This window comes from Aquimarina hainanensis (genome assembly GCF_042684685.1).
GTDB classification, from domain to species: Bacteria; Bacteroidota; Bacteroidia; order Flavobacteriales; family Flavobacteriaceae; genus Aquimarina; species Aquimarina hainanensis.
Window position 1 is genome coordinate 367,417 of sequence record NZ_JBHULX010000001.1, and the last position, 18,298, is coordinate 385,714.

At 34.6% G+C, this 18,298-nt stretch carries 14 protein-coding genes; 6 read left to right on the top strand and 8 right to left on the bottom strand.

What is annotated here, in order from left to right; all coding sequences use genetic code 11:
- The first annotated feature begins 101 nt into the window (after positions 1-101).
- From ACFSTE_RS01685 to ACFSTE_RS01705, 5 genes are all read left to right on the top strand, one after another.
- Positions 102-1,316: a PAS domain-containing sensor histidine kinase gene (locus tag ACFSTE_RS01685; RefSeq protein WP_378258964.1), complete on the top strand. Its 1,215-nt coding sequence runs from the start codon at positions 102-104 to the stop codon at positions 1,314-1,316.
- A 102-nt stretch (positions 1,317-1,418) separates the two neighbouring features.
- Positions 1,419-2,270, top strand: coding sequence for a universal stress protein (locus ACFSTE_RS01690; RefSeq protein ID WP_378258137.1), 852 nt, complete (start codon positions 1,419-1,421; stop codon positions 2,268-2,270).
- 13 nt (positions 2,271-2,283) lie between these two features.
- Positions 2,284-3,138, top strand: coding sequence for a universal stress protein (locus tag ACFSTE_RS01695; protein WP_176027864.1), 855 nt, complete (start codon positions 2,284-2,286; stop codon positions 3,136-3,138).
- A 480-nt stretch (positions 3,139-3,618) separates the two neighbouring features.
- Entirely contained in the window at positions 3,619-4,050 is a 432-nt protein-coding gene (locus ACFSTE_RS01700) for a fibronectin type III domain-containing protein (RefSeq protein ID WP_176027863.1), read from the top strand.
- 232 nt (positions 4,051-4,282) lie between these two features.
- Complete coding sequence (locus ACFSTE_RS01705) at positions 4,283-5,974, top strand: T9SS type A sorting domain-containing protein (protein WP_176027862.1); 1,692 nt, start codon at positions 4,283-4,285, stop codon at positions 5,972-5,974.
- Positions 5,975-6,232: 258 nt separating this feature from the next.
- On the opposite strand, the gene ACFSTE_RS01710 is transcribed toward ACFSTE_RS01705, so the two are convergent.
- On the bottom strand, positions 6,233-9,472 hold the full coding sequence (locus ACFSTE_RS01710) for a TonB-dependent receptor domain-containing protein (RefSeq protein ID WP_378258140.1): 3,240 nt from the start codon (positions 9,470-9,472) through the stop codon (positions 6,233-6,235).
- 79 nt (positions 9,473-9,551) lie between these two features.
- On the bottom strand, positions 9,552-10,730 hold the full coding sequence (locus ACFSTE_RS01715) for a FecR family protein (protein WP_378258142.1): 1,179 nt from the start codon (positions 10,728-10,730) through the stop codon (positions 9,552-9,554).
- An 89-nt stretch (positions 10,731-10,819) separates the two neighbouring features.
- Here ACFSTE_RS01715 and ACFSTE_RS01720 point away from each other — a divergent pair, with 89 nt between their 5' ends.
- On the top strand, positions 10,820-11,380 hold the full coding sequence (locus ACFSTE_RS01720; protein WP_378258144.1) for an RNA polymerase sigma factor: 561 nt from the start codon (positions 10,820-10,822) through the stop codon (positions 11,378-11,380).
- A gap of 96 nt (positions 11,381-11,476) precedes the next feature.
- On the opposite strand, the gene ACFSTE_RS01725 is transcribed toward ACFSTE_RS01720, so the two are convergent.
- The 6 genes from ACFSTE_RS01725 to ACFSTE_RS01750 all read right to left on the bottom strand — a co-directional run bounded on the left by ACFSTE_RS01725 (position 11,477) and on the right by ACFSTE_RS01750 (position 18,266).
- On the bottom strand, positions 11,477-12,091 hold the full coding sequence (locus ACFSTE_RS01725; protein ID WP_176027858.1) for a hypothetical protein: 615 nt from the start codon (positions 12,089-12,091) through the stop codon (positions 11,477-11,479).
- 371 nt (positions 12,092-12,462) lie between these two features.
- A complete protein-coding gene (locus ACFSTE_RS01730; protein ID WP_176027857.1) occupies positions 12,463-13,602 on the bottom strand; it encodes a hypothetical protein in 1,140 nt (379 codons plus the stop codon).
- Positions 13,603-13,718: 116 nt separating this feature from the next.
- Positions 13,719-15,650, bottom strand: a complete 1,932-nt coding sequence (locus ACFSTE_RS01735; protein WP_378258147.1) for a tetratricopeptide repeat-containing sensor histidine kinase — start codon at positions 15,648-15,650, stop codon at positions 13,719-13,721.
- Positions 15,651-15,655: 5 nt separating this feature from the next.
- A complete protein-coding gene (locus tag ACFSTE_RS01740; RefSeq protein ID WP_176027855.1) occupies positions 15,656-16,381 on the bottom strand; it encodes a LytR/AlgR family response regulator transcription factor in 726 nt (241 codons plus the stop codon).
- A 184-nt stretch (positions 16,382-16,565) separates the two neighbouring features.
- Positions 16,566-17,120, bottom strand: a complete 555-nt coding sequence (locus ACFSTE_RS01745; RefSeq protein ID WP_176027854.1) for a hypothetical protein — start codon at positions 17,118-17,120, stop codon at positions 16,566-16,568.
- Between the two features lie 114 nt (positions 17,121-17,234).
- A complete protein-coding gene (locus ACFSTE_RS01750; RefSeq protein WP_378258150.1) occupies positions 17,235-18,266 on the bottom strand; it encodes a M12 family metallopeptidase in 1,032 nt (343 codons plus the stop codon).
- Between the last annotated feature and the right edge of the window lie 32 nt (positions 18,267-18,298).

The window sequence follows — 18,298 nt, forward strand, 5'->3', positions numbered from 1 at the left end:
TTCTTAGAGAGATGTCTGTGAAATAATTTACATTTTTATTTGTGGGTTCATTAATAAATGAATCTCAGCAACGAATTAAAATTGTTATTTTTGACCTCAATATGATAATTGAAGAAAACAGCGAGATTTTTAAGATTCTTTCAGATGCGATTTCTGAAGGAATCATCGTAGTGAATGAAGAACGAATTATTGTAGCAACAAATACTTGTTCGGATGACATGTTTGGATATGAATCCAGGGAATTAGTAGGAAAACATCTGAATATACTGATTCCCGAGAGGTACCATATAGAACATAAGCAGCATGTGAGTAACTTCATGATGAATAGCGGGAAACGACAAATGGGAAGAGGAAGAGATCTTTTCGGTTGTAGAAAAGACGGAAGACAATTTCCGGTAGAAGTAGGATTGACCCCTTTCCATATTGGAGAAAAGCACTATGTAATGGCGTTGATTATTGATATTTCTATAAGAAAAGAGCAAGAACGATTGATCTTAGAGCTGAATGATAAGCTGGAACAACGGATTAATGAACGCACAGAAGAGCTTGGGAAAACAGTGTCAGAACTACGTGATGAAGTTAAGAAACGAAAGGAAGCAGAAAATAAGATAAAAGAATCCTTACGCAAGGAAAGAGAGCTTAATGAGTTGAAAACCAAGTTTCTTTCGCTGGTTTCTCATGAGTTTAAAACTCCACTAAGTGGCATTTTGACCTCAGCGACTTTGGCAGGAAAGTATGTCAAAACAGAACAACAGGAGAAAAGAGAAAAGCACCTCAATACCATAAAAAGTAAAATCAGGTACCTCGATGGAATTCTCAATGATTTCTTGTCTATAGAACGTATAGATAGCGGAAAAGTAAATTATAAGTTCACCTCATTTCCTTTGAGTAAAGTAGTCAATGAAGTACTGTATGGTGCTAATATGCTATTAAAATCAGGACAGAAGATCACTTATCCAGAGAATATTGAAGAATATATAGTTGAATTTGATGAGAAGATATTAGAATTGGTTTTATCTAATCTGATTCACAATGCAGTAAAATATTCCCCAGAAGATACAACAATTGATCTGGTTGTTCGAAAAGAAGGAAAGATGCTGGAGTTTATTGTTAGAGATGAAGGGATAGGAATTCCTGAGAAGGAACAAAAGTTTATTTTTAATAGATATTTTAGAGCAGAAAATGCATTACTTAATCAAGGAACAGGTATCGGTCTGAATATTGTAAAAAGCCACCTGGAAAGCCTCGGAGGTTCCATATCTTATATCAGCGAAGAAAATAAGGGGAGTACTTTTATTGTACAAATCCCTCAATAATTAATACCATAGGAAGAGACATATTACCTGATAATTATCATGGTTTTATAGAAATTGGTTCAGTAGTTTTGAAGTATCATAATCATAACAAAACCGATCATTATGAGGAAAATTCTAATCCCTACAGACTTCTCTGAAAATGCAATGAATGCCTTTCGGTATGGAGCAGAACTTTATAAGTATGAACGCTGTGAATTCTTTATATTACATGCGTATGCAGATGAAGTTTATGCGGAAGAAATGATTCCTGATAGAAAAACTTTTGAAGCGTTAAAAAACGCAATTCACAAGAAAACAATTCAGCAATTAACAGAGGTTGAGACGACACTTAGGGGAATCTCTCCCAATCCAAAACATGAGTACCATAAAATAGCTGTTTTTGATGAATTGGTAGATGCTGCAAATGTATTGGCAGATCAAGAAAATATCGATCTGATTCTTATGGGAACCAAAGGACAAACTTCCCATAAATATGCTATTTTTGGGAGTAATACCCTGCACTTGATGAAATATGTAAAATGTCCTGTTTTAGCAATTCCTCAATCTTATGGCTCATATACACAACCTAAAAAAATCCTTTTTCCTACGAATTTTAAAATTCCATATAAGAAGAGAGAGTTGAGACTGTTATCTACGATTTCCAAGAGTTATAGATCGATGATTCACATGTTGTTTATTTCGGATTCTGATGAATTATCCTTCCGGCAAGAAGACAATAAGCTGTTTCTGGAAGATTGTTTTAAAGAAAATCACCTTACTTTTCACAGAGAAGCCTCCGAGAGCCTATCACAAGAAATCAATACATTTATAAGAGATAAGGCTATCGATATGCTGGTTATGGTTAATTCCAGACATTCATTTTTGGAATATATATTTTTTCAGTCGACGATTGATAAGATAGGATTACAGATTACGATACCATTTCTGGTAATGCAAAACTTACCAAGAAAATAAAAGACGATACACCATGAAAAAAATTCTATTACCAACAGATTTCTCAGAAAATGCATTTAATGCCATACGATACGCACTTCGTTTATATGAAAATGAAACTTGTACCTTCTATTTGTTGAACACATATACCCCTATATCCTATCATGATCAGTATTTGTTAGAAAATCAACAGATGTATCAGTTAGAAGATATTTCAAGGGAAAACTCAGAAAAAGGACTGGAAATCATCATAGAAAAAATAAAAGAAGAATTTCAAAACCCGAGACATCATTTCATTCATAGGTCAGCCTTTAATACGCTTATTGATGAGGCATTGCAGGTCATTGATAATGAGGGTATAGATCTTATTGTGATGGGGACAAAGGGGGCTACTGGAGCAAAAGAAATTTTTATGGGCACCCATACGATGTATATGATAAAAAAAGCAAAGTGTCCCGTTATAGCAGTACCAGAAGAATATGCTTATATTACTCCAAAAGAAATCCTTTTCCCTACAGATTATAACCTGAATACAGATAATACAGCGCTTTCTTTTATCAAAGAAATAAGTACAAACCATCAGACCAAACTAACAATGTTATATGCTTATTACGGATTGTCGTTAAGTGATTATCAGGAAGAAACCAAAGTATTTTTGGATGAATATTTTAAAGAAAATACACATACATTTCATATTACAGATGGAATGGACGTAATAGAAGCAATTGAGGATTATCAGAAAAAAAATCCTATTCATCTATTGGCTATGATACATAATAAGCATTCTTTTTTTGATAATTTACTTTTTAAGCCTGTTGTAAATCAAATAGTGTATCATACAAATGTGCCTTTTTTAGTCATTCCGTCTATGGAACGAATGAGCAAATAGAAGCAAACTTCTTTGTAAAAAGTCTTTTTTGAAGAAAAAAAGTGCCGTTATTTTTTCGAATACAAAAGGAAAGTCTCTTTTTTTTGTCAATAATGAACAATTTTTCTTTTTGATCTTGATGTATTCATTAAAAAAAAGTCTTTTTATTATGTAAATGATAAAAATTGAGTTGTTTTTGATTTTTTTATTGAGTTTTTGTCAGTATTTTTTGTTTTTATTAACATTTTATGTGTTTTTGATTTCTTGTGTTTTTTGTTAAAAAAATGAATGATTCTAACTAAACTCTTTTGTTTTAGTTCCATTATGTGCAATCCGATCAATTGTTTAATGCGAATCTCTTATTTTTTCATTTTGTAAGTCTCTATTTTTCTTTTAGTTAGGTAGCTTTTTCACATGCTTTTTGTATTGTTTTTTTAAATACTTTTGCCTCGAATTTTTAACCAAAATAATTATTTAAAGCACTATTTAAATTTTAAAAAAATGATTAAAAAAGCCCTTTTTCTAACCTTGTTTTCGATTGCACTAATAAGTTGCGAATCAGAATCTTTTGATACGACTACTACTTCAGGGACAGAAGTAACAATAGATGATCAAGTGAGCACCATATGTGTGGAGCCAAAAGGTCTTTCTACAGAAGATGTAACGAATGAAACTGTAAATGTCATATGGGAGCAAGACGCTATCTATAAAGAGCAGTCTTGGGAAGTAAGATACCAAAAACTAGATGACAACATTGCAAAAAATGATGAGCCAATCGTAGGTGAGGAAGGAAATATCCTTAACGTAGGAAGTAACAATGTAGAAATAAAAAAATTAGAATCAAGAACCACTTATAATGTATATGTACGCTCTAGATGTAACTTAGATACATATAGTGAGTGGGCAGGACCGATACAAATCACAACATTGTAATTCTTGTAGCATAAAAAGAATTCAGTGATATTGATTTTTTGATTAATAGAACCCGTTATAAGAAAGCGTTCAAGATATTTGAACGCTTTTTTTGTTAAATAAATACTAAATTAGACTAATTCGCATTAAAATGTAATATGTTGTTTTTGAGATGATTGTTTTATTGTTGTACTTTTAGTTTTGTAATTAACTAAACAAAATTTAACAATTAACACAAACTCATCTTTTAAACATGAAAAAATCACTTTTTTTATTGACCATAATTTTATGGTCATGTGCGAATGTATTTGCACAGGAAGAACTACCTCATCATTATTCCAAGTATAACCTGGAGATAAAAACAAATGCAAATAAGAGCGGAACACAAGAAGCTTCGGAAGTAGTAACCGAAAAAGGAGCTACTTGGTTACGATTGTACTTTGAGGAGGTAGAATTAGGTGCTAATGGGAAACTTACCATTACATCATTATTAGATGGAGCAACGCAAACACTAACAGCAAACACACTTAAAGAATGGAAAAACTCTACAGCTTATTTTAATGGAGATAAGGTAAGAGTAACATTGACTTCTGGGGCAAAATCGGGAGCAATTCGTCTAAAAGTGAATGAACTGGAAGTAGGAGAAAAGTCGTCCACAAAAACACAATGTGGATCTTCTGATGATAGGAGAGCTTCCTCAGATAGAGCAATTGGTAGAATTATGCCAATAGGATGTACAGGTTGGATTATTAGAAATGGAAAACTGGTAACAGCTGGACATTGTGCTACTAGTAGAGCACAATTAATAGAGTTTCAGGTTCCAAAATCTAACTCAGGAGGAAGTGTTGTACACCCAGGACCAGAAGACCAATATCCTATTGGAAACTTTGTAACTGAATATACAGGAGCTTCTACTGATTGGGCAGTTTTTACAGCAAGTGCCAATAGCCAAACAGGAAAAACGCCAATTCAGGCGCAAGGAAAATCATACAATGTAGTACAGAGTAATCCGGGAAGTACAATTCGAATTACGGGATACGGAGTCGATACAGGTAGAGATAATCAGACGCAGCAAACGCATTCAGGACCATTATCCTCTTCTACCAATACTTTTGTGAGATATAGAACAGATACTGAAGGAGGAAATTCAGGAAGCCCTATTATTGATGAAGCTTCAGGAAATGCAGTAGGAGTACATGGATATGGTGGATGTAGCAGAAGTGGAGGAAGTAATTACGGAGTGAGAGCTACTGTTTCAAATTTTTGGAGAGCCATGGGACTTAGTGGTGGCGGAGGATGCTCTGATGGAGATCAAGTCAATGTCACTTTTAGAAACAGTACCAATTGTAGCTTGAGTTTTTACAGAAATGGAAGTTCTCAGTTTACGATTAGTGCAGGACAATCCAGACAAGTATCGACTACTGTAGGAACAAACTGGCAGGCAAGAAATTCAGGGCAGAATGTAGATTCTTTTACAATTAACTGTAATTCCACAACGTATACTGCTTCAGGAAACTGTGGAGGTAGTGGAGATATTTGCGCAGGAGTAGCTCCATGGAGATCTGGGGTTTCGTATTCTGCTGGAGATCGAGTAACGTACAGAGGGTACTTATATGAAAAACGATCAGGTAGAGGATGGAATAGAATCGGTAGATGTGGTAGCAGAGCGTTAACAGAATCTGTAACAGAAGGGGTTGTAGAAACAGAAGCTTTCGAAAACCAGAAGTTTACAGTAGCTCCTAACCCGGTTGCAGGAGGAGAGATAGAAATATTCTTACCACCAACAGTAGATGCATCTTATGAAATTATTGACCTTTTAGGAAAGACTATTCAGAAAGGATCTGCAGAAAACACAATTAATGTATCAGGTCTGAAAAGAGGTGTTTATATGATAAAGATCTCATCTGAAGGTAAAAACCAAATACAACGAATTATTAAAAAATAACAAAGAAGTTTAGTTAATTATAAAATTAGAGCAGGGCTGTTTTTATGGCCCTGCTCTTTTTAATAACCCGATATTGTTTTATTTGATATCTAGAATATTCAGTTCCTAAACACACATGATTTCAATGTGAGTACATGATATGTCATAAGGAAGTGAATCCTTGTGTAGCGACATGTTTTAAATTCTAGTAAAAGAGGTAAACAAGCAAGGATATACCAGTAACCTCGCCTGTTTACCATAAGAACAAAAGGGGGTTTTTTATAAGTTAAAATTTAAACGAGCAAAAAGGAATCGACCAGAGTACCCGAATTGAGAAGTTCTTCTCGAATATACAAACTGATCCCCTGCAGTTCCTTCTGTTCTATTCTCATCAGGATATACATCTAATAAATTATTGGCACCTATTGTTATTTGTAGGTTTTTCAAAATAGAGGTTGATATTGATAAATCTGTTACAATTTTACTTCCATATATGGCATCATCACTTACGGTTGTTCCCTCTACTCGCAGGTCGCCATTAAAATCATCAGGATCTGTCACTTCTCCAAAGAATACATTTCTTAGAAGGAAATCCCAATTTCCTATAGATAGACTGTTTGTGAGGTTTACCTTTGCTCTCGGTTGAGCAAGGGTTAAGAAGGCTTCTTCTTGTCCATCAAAAAAACTACCACTCAATCCCGCATTTGCAATTTTTTCAGGAACTCTGATTTCTTCGACTTCTGTTTTAGAGAAAGTAGCAGACAAGTCATTTTTTAAAGTTACTTCATCTCCCAGAGATGCTTTATGAGAAATAACAACATCAAACCCTTGAGATTTAGTGTCAATGGCATTAACGAAAAAACGAGCACTCGTTGCTCCGGCAGTCTGAAATACCTGAGTTAGTTCAGGGTCTCCTCCGTTCCCAAAGCTTCCACTATAAATAATACGATCATCAATAGTAATCAGATATGCATCTGCTGTAATGGTAAGGTTTTTAATTTTGGCAGTAAGACCAGCGCTAAAGCTATTAGAAGTTTCTTCTTTTAGTTTTGCAATACCGATAAGGGATGCTGCTCGGCTATCATTCGTGAATGTTCCTTGTTCAAAAGGTTGATTGTCTACAAATACGGTACTGGTTCTGCTAAAAAACTGCTGATGTAGAGAAGGTGCTCTAAATCCCGTACTATTGGCTGCACGGATCGAGAAGTCTTCTGATAATTTATAGCGAGTTGCTACTTTATAATTAAATGTATCTCCAAAATCAGAGAAGTTCTCATAACGCCCAGCAACACTAAAGAGCCATTTATCTGTGAAATCAGCTTCTATATCAATATACCCAGCAATACTGTTTCTGAATTTATCAGTTTCATTATTAGGATCATATCCTCTAAAAACCTGTGATCCTCCTCCAAGAACGGACCCTGTAAAATTGTTACGAACAAGTAATCCGTCTGGGGTAGCACTATTTACAGGGTTTCCGTTAATATCATAACTGGTATAAGAGGCCTCTTCTCCTGCACTAATAGCATAGTTTTCTACCTTGAATTCAGCTCCCATCGCAATGTTTAACCCGCTGAAAATGTCTTCATGAAATTTATTAGTGTCAAGGTTGGTTGTATTCTGCATAAATTTTAGTGCCCCTGCATCAAAGGTTCTGGGGGTTGCAACGCCCAGAGTTCCATTACTGGAGTTACTCACTGTTATGTCAAAGGTGTTTATTCCATAAGTATTCGAAAAATCAATATTCCAATCATTGATTTTTCCTTTGATTCCTGTGGCTAAGGATTTATCAATGATATCCGTACCTATATTAGGCAAAAAACCATTAGGGAATGCAGGTGTATTTGCTCTGCCATCTGCTTGAGCTGGTCTTCTGTAAAATCCGGCAGCCAATCCCTGACGATAACTAATACCACCAAAACTATAGACAGTGGCATTCTCTCCAACAGGAATTTCCATATTAGCGAAGAATTTACCCTCTCTTAGCTTAGAAGTACCTACTTTAAATCTAAAATCAGAACGACTCAGTCCTCTCGCAGCTAGTTCATCTTCATCAGCATCAAAATTTAATAGTTCTCTAAGCGAGGTAATATCGTCTTCATTGGTAAGGTCTAAGGCGGCAATCTGATCTTTTGTATCCTGATTTAGGTAGCTCAGCTCTTGAGAAGCAGTTTGATAGTCAGTCAATGTCATTGCTGCTACGATTCCTCCATTAGCAGCGAATACCCTTTCAGCACCGTGATATCCTCTGAAGATATCTCCCTGATAGTCTTTATTTCTTAAAGCAGGTTCTCTGGAGGATAGTGAACCGGAGAAATTGATATACCCCCCATTGTCCCCGATAGCTAATCCATAATTGGCTTCAATTTTCACCTTTTCTCCATCACTACCTCCTTCAAACTGGTTTGCGTTCTTACTAAAGTTTGCTCCGGTAGTCAAGGTAAGATCTAATTTTCCGGTATCTTTTTTTAGTACCAAATTAATAACTCCAGCGATAGCATCCGATCCATATTGTGCAGCAGCGCCATCTCTCAATACTTCAATTCGTTGTATCGCAGATGTAGGAATTGCATTCATGTCAGTCCCAACGCTACCAGCTCCTACAGTTCCATTAACATTAATCAGTGAAGAATTGTGCCTTCTTTTTCCATTGATTAAGACCAGTACCTGATCAGGACCAAGTCCCCGTAAGGATGCAGGGTCGATATGATCGGTTCCGTCGGAGACCGTCTGTGTTTGTGAAGTGAAAGAAGGAGCAACATAATTGAGTATTTCATTTACAGAGGTTTGAGGTCCTTGAGAGGCTATTTCTGTCACATCAATGACGTCAATTGCTACAGCTGTTTCTGTAGCTGTCCTGCTGGGGTTTCTGGATCCTACAATAACAACATCATCTAATTGAGCAGAAGCATCTTTTAATACGATATTGATAAAATCTTTTCCCTGGATGTCTACCTCGGTAGTTTCGAATCCTATAAAAGAAATAACTAATGTGGTGTGTTCTTCTGATATATTGATAGAAAAATTGCCATCAAAATCTGTTTGCGCACCTATGGAAGTACCTTTGACAATGATATTTGCACCAGGTAGCGGACTCCCATTTACATCCTTGACAGTTCCTTTAATTTCTCTGTAGAGTACTTCTTTTGTCTTTTTAGGTGCTTTTTTTAGTATAACCTGCTTTCCTATAATAGCATATGAGATATTCGTATCTTCAAAAAGGATGGATAGTACATTCTCCAGTGTTTCATTGTTTACATGAATAGATGTTTTTTGATCCAGATTAATCTCCTGATTCATGTAAAAGAATTTATAAGGGGCTTGATTCCTTATTTCATGAAGGACATCACTGATTGGCGCTTTTTCAAAGTTTAATTGAATCTTACCCTGAGAAAAACCGGACGTCGCCATTATTTGAAAAACAGAAAAACAAAAAGCAATAAATGATAGCTTCATTTTAAGGATCATTGATTTATCGGTCATGAGAATACATGACCAGGGATTCCCTTTTTTTTTCATAATTTTGAAAAGTTTGATTGTTAGTACCTATTTTAATAATCAACATTCTAAAAAGGAGGTGTTGCCGCACTTCCTTTTTCTATGGATTGATTGTAATTGTATTATCTTTTATTTCATATGTAAATTCTAAAGTTTTGGAAAATGTCATAAAAATTTCTTCGATATTTTCTATGTCAAATTCACCTGTAAACCGTGTTGTGTTTAGTTTTTTATTATGACTGTGAATCGACACATTATAAGCACGTTCTATCCGTTTTGAAACTTCTGCAAAGGTTTCATTCTGAATAATAATCTTCTTACTCATCCAGGAAGTGTATACAGTAGTATTTACTTTTTTCTGATGAATCGATTGTTGTTTTTTATCAAAAACTGCTTGATAACTTGGGGTAAGAATCATTTTTTTTGCAGTATTGTTTTTCTGATGAATTGCCACAGAGCCTTCTACCAGTGTCGTTTTGATAGCTTCGTCATCCTGATAGGATGAAACATTAAATTGAGTTCCCAGCACACTGACATCGATATCTTTCGTTTTAACAATAAAAGGTTGCGCTTTGTTTTTGGTTACATCAAAAAAGGCTTCTCCTTCGAGGTATACAATTCGGTTTGTATCAGAAGGGTCAAAACTCTGAGGGAATTTTAAAGAACTGGAAGCGTTTAGCCACACTTTTGTCCCGTCTGCCAATGTCAGTTGAAACATATTGCCCTTCGGAATAGAAATTTCCATAAAAGCAGCCTCTCTTGCGGTAGTTTTAGAAGCTAATACCAGTTGGTCCTTATTTTTTGTGCCGATTACTCCTCCTGTCTGATCGGTTAATTGGGTCTGACCTTCGAGGTCTATATAGGTTGTACTCCCATCCGATTGAACAATTTTGACCTTATTATCGGAGTTGGGATATTCCGTGACGAAAGGAACTCTTTCTGAAGAGGGGAATATATCAGTATTAGTATATAAGAAATAAGCACCAAACAAGATTCCGCAAAGAAGGGCAGCAGCAGCATATCTTATTGGATGAAAAGAGATTATTTTTTGAAGAAAAGAAGGTCTCTTTTTAGTGATAGCAGTCATAAACCTAAGATATGCCGAATTAGAGTCAACATCTTCTTTCTTTTCCTGTCTTTGATACCATTTTTTTATTTCTTCTTTGAAAAGTGTTCTGTTCCTAGCGTCATTTTGAAGCCACTGCCAGAGCATTTCCCGTTCAGAAGAAGAAATGGTGTTATTAAGGTACTTTTTTATTATCGTTAAATAATTGCTCATTCTTAGGTGTATCTGTATATAAGATGCAGAAATGATAACATTCCCTTACTTTTATTTTATTTTTTTTAATTTAGCGGAGCGTGCTCATCATGAAAAACAATATTATCTATACTGAAAAAGACCTTATTAAAGGCATTGTCAAAGGGGATAGAAAAAGCTATAAAATTCTCTTTGACACTTATTATATAGGATTACATCGGTATATGTTTAAGTTGTCAAATGACACAATATTGTCAGAAGATTTGATCCAAAATGTCTTTCTCAGAATATGGGAGAAGAAAGAGGAATTGAATATTACTTCTTCATTAAAAAGTTATCTTTTCAGATCCTGCCATAATGAATTCTTAATGCATTTGCGGAAACAAAAACGAGAAGGAGATGCATTAGATGCATTAAAATGGGAAATAATGTTTGAAGTTTTTTCAGAAGAAGAAACGCAGGACACCATATCGGAAGATTTGGTTAAATTAGAAAAAGTGATAGAAAAACTCCCTAAAAAGTGTAAGGAAGTTTTTAAATTAAGCCGTTTTGAACAAAAAAAACATAAAGAGATTGCGGAAATTTTAGGGATTTCTACTAAGACAGTCGAAGTACATATTACAAAGGCTATTCGATTTATAAAAACAAATGTTTCTATCTTTTTTTTGTGAAACTGTTTTTTTATGGATAAATAAGGAATACTAAAAAAAGATCCTGCCCTCTGAAGAGGACAGGATGTTCTAATTATAGTTGAGTTAGTGTCCATCTTATCGCATTGCTAACCCTTTTACAGAAGTTTCAAAATCAATATTCTGGGTATTACTGACTAATAACCCCATACCTCCTGATTGAGAGGAGATTAAATATTCTGTTTGGAATTTTTGCTCTTGTTTTACAGCTTTAATATATTTTAATTTTACAATTTTAGAAGTATTCGTAAAAAAGTAACGCCCGTGAATTCTTCTATATTTAATTCGTTGTTTATTTGATTCCCTCTTTAATTCTTTATTGAGATTTGAAACGTATTTTTGAGCGATAAACTCATCAAATTCTACATAGTTTCTCGTATACACAAAAACAAAGTTTTTTGAATTATTAGGATCTATAAATAATTGATATTCTACTTTTCTGTTCTTAACTTTTTCTAATTCTTGTTTCGCCATCTTTTTGAATTTAGAAGAATCTGCAATGGACTCTATACGATTTTCGAATTCTTCTGCGGATATGAGTAAATACCCTTGGGGGAGTACAATAGTGTTTCCCTGAAAATCAATTTTTGTTTTAGTAGGAGCAGATTTTCTGCCATTTTGGGACATTCCGTCTGTAGGAATATCGCAGCTGACACATAGGGAAAGGAATAGTAATGGTAACAGTTTTTTCATAATTGGGGGCGTATAAAATTAATATAATATATAGAGCCCCAATATGATTGTGTGTGATAGATTTCTTGTAAGATACTAAAAAAAACACAAAAACCATAATCATAATATGTTGTAAATGTATTGATTGGGATGTTTTTGAGAAAAAAGGAAGGAGATAAGATAAGTGAGATAGCCTTATTTTAGTAGTAAAGATAAAGGGAATAAGAGTGTTTTTTAGAATAAAAATAAATTAAGTAGTAAAAGATTATTTTTTGTAGGAAAAAAACAAAACCTTCCAATGTAAAAGGAAGGCTTTATCGAGTACCCGATCATTGATATTTGAATGCTTCGAGGGAGTTTATTGTCAATTAGCAATCGTTTTATGGATTGATTTAAGGGGTTTTTATTTTGGATGAGACAGCGAGTTTTGCAGGTTCCAGTAATTCATCGATTTCTTCATGATATTCGAATCCGGGATAGATAACAGCTGTTGTACTGTAATCTCCAGCGGGATAGTTTCTGCTATTTACTCTCACTGATACATCTGCACTTTCTCCAGGTCTCAATCCTCCACTAGGAAGCGTTCTTCTAACCGTAATAACATTTGTGGGAGTCTCAGGGGTTTGATTTTCGTAGGTGTTTGCTTTGGTATACCTGATGACATGGTTTCCTTGATTAATCCATTTAGTAACCGTAAAACTCTCTGTAGTCCCAGCAGTTGCATCTGGAGTAGTAATTGTCTCGGATTCCAGTTTTATCGGGTTTTTTATATCCACTATAACAACGGTAGTTTTGGATGCACTATGATCACTGTTTCTTGTTTCAAGAATAAATGATTTAGGATATTTAAAATCAATAGCAACTCCTTCGGCAGGATATTCTTGATCTGTCGATCCGGGAGCCTGAGAAGTATCCTGATAATAAAATAATTTTGAAGCATCGTAGCTAATAGTCGGAGTGAGACTGGTGAAATCTGTTCCTACAGGGACAAAAACATAAATTTTGTCAATTCCGCTATTGTCTTCTACTCTTTTGGCGATGTTAATATCATTTGAGAATTGTTGGTTTTTGCTTTTTTCAAAAACGAGGTCGGTTATTTTTAATGTTTCTACAGGAATATTTTTTTTGACGTACACATCGTAATGAAGTACTGCTTGTTGGTCTTTCAAAGAGGTTATCGTATATCGGTGTTTCTCATTGTTATTATAATCTCTGATATCTCCAACAGAAGGACTAATGCTGAAATTATCTTGATTAAAACCGACAGTTTTTAAGCTTAAGCTCAAAGGAGCGGTTTCTGAAACGATAATTTCAATTTTACCGGGAACAATCTCTGTATTGTTTACAATTTTAGGATCTGTAATTTGTATCGAGGAATATGAAGTTTCTTTCAGAGGGAAGTCATGGAGCATTGCCTCTTCTATTAAAAGATTTGTGTCTGTAGAAGAAGTATCGTCATTGGAATCACATCCAATTAATAAGGATATAAAAGTACAGCATAACAAGGTTGCTGATTTCTGAAAAAATCTCATATGATTATCTTTTTTGTTTTCGAGATACAAACCTAGGTAATATGCTCATGATCTCTAATTGAATTTGGTCTGTGGTTTTATTTTAAGGGTGAATGTTTTAAAAAAAAGGGTCATTGTTATTCTAAACCAAGAGGAAAAGAAAGGGTGTATGTGGTCCCCTTATCAGATGTTATACTCAGCGTTCCTTTTATTTGTTTGCTCAGTCCTTTGATAAGCTGCATTCCTAATGAGTCTTTATGCTTTGTTGGATCAAAATCTTTAGGAAATCCTATACCATTATCTTTTATTGCTAAGGTACACCCCTGATCCGATAGTGAAGCCTTAATCATAATAGCTCCGTTATGAGTAGGAGGAAATGCATGTTTGATACTGTTAGAGATAATTTCATTTAGGATTAATCCGCAAGGTACCAGCGTATCTATATTTATAGGAGTGTCGACCACATCGGTGGTGATACTAATACCTTGCTCAGATAGGGCATAACTTGTTTTAAAATAAGAGGATAATCGCTCTATATAAGTTTTAAACGAAATAGAAGAAAGGTCTCCTTTTTTATACAAGTTTTCATGTATGATAACCATGGCTTCAATCTTATCCTGCACTTTTTGTAGAACCTCCTGAGGAGGTGTTTTGTTACCAAATTCATGTTGTAGATTTATTAAACTAGCTACAATCTGCAGATTGTTTTTGACTCTGTGATGCACTTCTTTTAATAAGATTTCCCGCTCTTGTAATGTGGTAGCTATTTTTTTGTTCTTCTCTTCTAATGCCTTGCTTATCTTTCTTTTATGAATATAAGCAAATATAGCAGTTGACAAAATAAATACAGATGCCAGGAGACCTATGATAAGGGTTGTTACAGCGGTTTGTTGCTGTTGGTTCTGAAGTTCTTTTATCTGTAATGAGTTGGTTAACAGCTGTACTTCTTTTTGTTTGTTTTCGACATCAAATTTGGTTTGAATCTGCTGGAGTTGCTTTGATTTTTCGGTAGTGAATAAGGAGTCTTTATAACGGGTATAAAGGCATAAGTAATGATATCCTTTTTCGAACTGCTTTGTTTTTTTAAAGAAGCGATGAAGTGCTTCATATGTTTTGACTAATTGAGGGGTAGAGTGAATTTTTAATGCTGTTTCCTGTGCTTTTAGGTAGTAATGCAATGCAGTTGTATTGTTTCCCAGTTTTTCATAAATGTTTCCATGATGCAGGTATTCTAATGCTATTTTTAATGAGAACCCGGCTTTTTCTCTAATTTCTAATGATTCTTGTGCATATTGTAAGGCTGGGGGGTATTCTTCTTTAGCAAGGTGGATTGCAGATAGATTTTTTAAAATATTTACAATTACCTGAATATTGTTTTCTTTTTTAGCAAGTGAGAGTGCTTCAGAAAAGGAAGCAGTCGCTTTTTCATAAGCTTCTTGCCTTAGATACATTTCTCCGATATTAGTCAGGATGTAGGATTTAAAATTGTGATCGTCGTTGTTTTTTGTCAGATCTAATGCTTGCTCAAAATATGTTTTTGCCTTTTGATTGTTTTTTAGGTGACAAGAGTGTAAGGTTCCCAGATTGTTTAAGATTCCTATTACAAGTTCATTTTTATTGTGCTTCTGGTAGATATTTAGAGCATCTAAGTAGTGTTTTAATGCTTTTTCATAATGCCCCATTCGAATATGAGTGACCCCTATATTTTGAAAACTTTTGGCAATACCAAGTTCATAATTTAACGCTTGAGCAACTTCCAATGTCTTATTGTAATAGCGTAAAGCTTGTTGAGGATTTCCTTGTTCGTTAGCAATCTTTCCTAATAATAAATAAAAGAAGCCAGCATCCTTAGAAATAGAGTCGTTGACCAGCGCCAGCCCCTGGCGGGCATAGTCAAAAGCCTTTTCCAGTTTGATCTCACTGTATTTTATCGTCAGTTTTTTATACAGCCCTATTTTTTCTGCTTGAGAAGCTTTTGGTAATTGTAATTCCAGGCTATCTGCTTGACTGATACTAGTCAAGGGAATGAAAAAGAAAAGGAATAAGCAAATGAAAAGAGATAATTTCATATGAACTATAGTATATCCAGGGCGTTAAATAATTCTTTTCTGTATGCTTTGCTAAAGGGAATTTGTTCATTGCCTATGATTACAAATCTATTTTCAATAGCGTCAATTTTAGATAAAGCGATAATATAAGACCGATGAATTCTCAGGAATTTGTCTTTTGGGATTTTTTCATAGAACTCTTTCAGAAACATATTTACCATTACTTTTTTGTCTTGTGTGACAATACGTGTATAGTTATCCATTGCTTCTATCCATAAAATCTCATGAATTGAAACACGAACTAATTTTGATCTATCTTTTATGAATAAGGTATTTGTTTGCTTTTGTTTTATAGGTGTATTGATGGCTGCGTTTTGTTCTTGTTGTTTTTGTACAGCAATCTGAATGGCATAAGATAATTCCTGAATTTTGAATGGTTTTAGTAAAAAACCAAAGGGGTTGGTTTCCAACGCTTCTTTAAATGTGCGTTCATCTCCGTTTGCTGTAAGAAATATAATGGGGGTTTTATTCTTCTGATAAATAGCTTCAGCTGTTTGTATACCGTTCTTATCTCCACTAATATTAATGTCCATGATAATGATATCTGGACTGTTCTCAGTAATACTTTCTATGGTATCAGTATAATTGTCACAGATATCAGTAATCTCGTATCCTAACTTTTGAAGACGAAGTTTGATGTCCAAAGCAACAGGGAATTCATCTTCTACAAGGAGTATTTTGGTGTTTTTCATGGGGCAGGGTTCGGAATAAACACGATTAAATCGTACGCAATATTAGTAAGTTGTACGATGGTATGGAAAGAAAAACAGTTGTATTAATGTTAAAGTATATACATAAGCAAGAAATACGAGCTTTACAGTGCTCATACTTCTCTGTTGATTAACAAGAAAAAACTTATAATATTTTAAATAGTAATTATTCTATATCGGACTCCCGGATATCTTTGGAATCCCTTAGAAGTTCTTTTTCTATATTGTCGGGAATAGCAAGTGATAATTCGTTCAGCTGAATGACCAGACTATTATAGGCAATCACCAGTTTTTTTTTGGCTTCCAAAAGTTTTTCAGGAACAGGTTTTTTGCGGTTTTTAAGCTCATTTAAAAGACCGGACTCAGTAGATAAAACAACCATCCGGGAAGAGATAGGATTAACTTTTAATTCTTTTGTCAGGTTTTCGTTAAATGTATCAATTAATAAATCAATACTATCTGCATACTTTTTAGTGTAATAAGCATTTGAATTGTTCAGGGAACGGATCAGCTTTCTTAAGTTGTCAAAATCTTTATAGCTTTCCAGATCTTTTTCTGCCTGTGGAGAAAGCTTAAGAATCTTAATCTTGTTTTTTTCTTTTGCCAGACTATCAAGCACGATAGTTTCTTCAGTTTCTATACCAGTGTTACTTTGTTCTTGTTTGCAACCTATAAAGCATAGTATACTGATGATAAATATTGTGGAGAACGATCTAATCATAAAGAATTGAATTATTGTTCAAAAGTAAACTATTTCTCTTGTTTCAAAAAATAAAAGGTCACCAATAACGATGACCTCTTTTGTGCGGTTACTTATGAATCAAAGATTACATTTTTATGCATATCTCCAGGCTCCATTGACATAAACAACTTGTCTCCATCCATTTCTGGAGCTGTAGTAATACCATTTGTCATTGTATCGATATACTCGTAATCCATGTACGGTATAATACTGACCGTTTACATATACAGGACCTCCTCCGCCATCACCGGGATACATTTTATTGATTCCTTTTAGATCATCAGCAGACAAAGCATTTCGTTGAGCGCGGTAACTACCTCCATCTTTTTTGACAATAGTAGGTTGCCCATTTTTAGAAAAGGCTGTAGGACCGTACATCATAATAGAACCAAAATCTAGAGAAGTCGTGTATTCATCACCATCTCTTCCTCTTTCTGCATATGTTTGGAAGTTGTGCTGTTTTCCTGACTCGATGTTATTAAAATTGATTGTTAGAAAACGATCCCTATCAGTTCTGCTTTGCTCATGCCATAACCCTATGGCATGTCCAATTTCGTGAATGGTATTTCCTGTACTACATCTGGTAGATAAGTTGATGTTTTGTCTTCCTCCTACCATTCCCACGCTAGAAGAACACCCATTTCCAGATCTAAAATAGATATAGTTAGGTTGATTTGTTCTTTTTACGAACTTTAGATTTGTTCTTGTTTCCCAATGATTAATTGCATCAGTAACTCTACTTTGATTAGGAAGGTCGCTTTGAACGGTGTAATAAACGGTATTATTTGGCCATCTTCCAGAAGTTCTTCCTACGCTTTTTGTTAGAGGAACAGGTGCTCCTTGTTCGATTACATAATGCGTATCATTTTTGTAGATATCCTTTTCACTAAGGATGATATCTCCTTCAAAAATGTGATCTCCGTTAATAGTTTCATAAGCAACTTTCATCCCTTCGTAGTACCCTTCGTTTACCATTCCGTTTTGGCTGAAATACGCTTTTTCGGTAAGGTCTGTGGCAGCAGTTTCGGAATCGATTAGCTGTGGTGTTTGGCTTTGTTCATCTTCAGAACAAGCCACTACTGCTAGGGCGGTTCCTAGCAGTAGCAATGACTGTTTAAATTTCATGAGTTTGTGTTTTAGTTCATTTTTTTAAACCA

Bases quoted from the DNA above. Each gene is read 5' to 3' on its own strand.
- ACFSTE_RS01750 (WP_378258150.1), bottom strand. From the start codon at position 18,266: ATGAAATTTAAACAGTCATTGCTACTGCTAGGAACCGCCCTAGCAGTA.
- ACFSTE_RS01710 (WP_378258140.1), bottom strand. From the start codon at position 9,472: ATGAAAAAAAAAGGGAATCCCTGGTCATGTATTCTCATGACCGATAAA.
- ACFSTE_RS01735 (WP_378258147.1), bottom strand. From the start codon at position 15,650: ATGAAATTATCTCTTTTCATTTGCTTATTCCTTTTCTTTTTCATTCCC.
- ACFSTE_RS01715 (WP_378258142.1), bottom strand. From the start codon at position 10,730: ATGAGCAATTATTTAACGATAATAAAAAAGTACCTTAATAACACCATT.
- ACFSTE_RS01745 (WP_176027854.1), bottom strand. From the start codon at position 17,120: ATGATTAGATCGTTCTCCACAATATTTATCATCAGTATACTATGCTTT.
- ACFSTE_RS01690 (WP_378258137.1), top strand. From the start codon at position 1,419: ATGAGGAAAATTCTAATCCCTACAGACTTCTCTGAAAATGCAATGAAT.
- ACFSTE_RS01725 (WP_176027858.1), bottom strand. From the start codon at position 12,091: ATGAAAAAACTGTTACCATTACTATTCCTTTCCCTATGTGTCAGCTGC.
- ACFSTE_RS01720 (WP_378258144.1), top strand. From the start codon at position 10,820: ATGAAAAACAATATTATCTATACTGAAAAAGACCTTATTAAAGGCATT.
- ACFSTE_RS01700 (WP_176027863.1), top strand. From the start codon at position 3,619: ATGATTAAAAAAGCCCTTTTTCTAACCTTGTTTTCGATTGCACTAATA.
- ACFSTE_RS01740 (WP_176027855.1), bottom strand. From the start codon at position 16,381: ATGAAAAACACCAAAATACTCCTTGTAGAAGATGAATTCCCTGTTGCT.
- ACFSTE_RS01705 (WP_176027862.1), top strand. From the start codon at position 4,283: ATGAAAAAATCACTTTTTTTATTGACCATAATTTTATGGTCATGTGCG.
- ACFSTE_RS01730 (WP_176027857.1), bottom strand. From the start codon at position 13,602: ATGAGATTTTTTCAGAAATCAGCAACCTTGTTATGCTGTACTTTTATA.
- ACFSTE_RS01685 (WP_378258964.1), top strand. From the start codon at position 102: ATGATAATTGAAGAAAACAGCGAGATTTTTAAGATTCTTTCAGATGCG.
- ACFSTE_RS01695 (WP_176027864.1), top strand. From the start codon at position 2,284: ATGAAAAAAATTCTATTACCAACAGATTTCTCAGAAAATGCATTTAAT.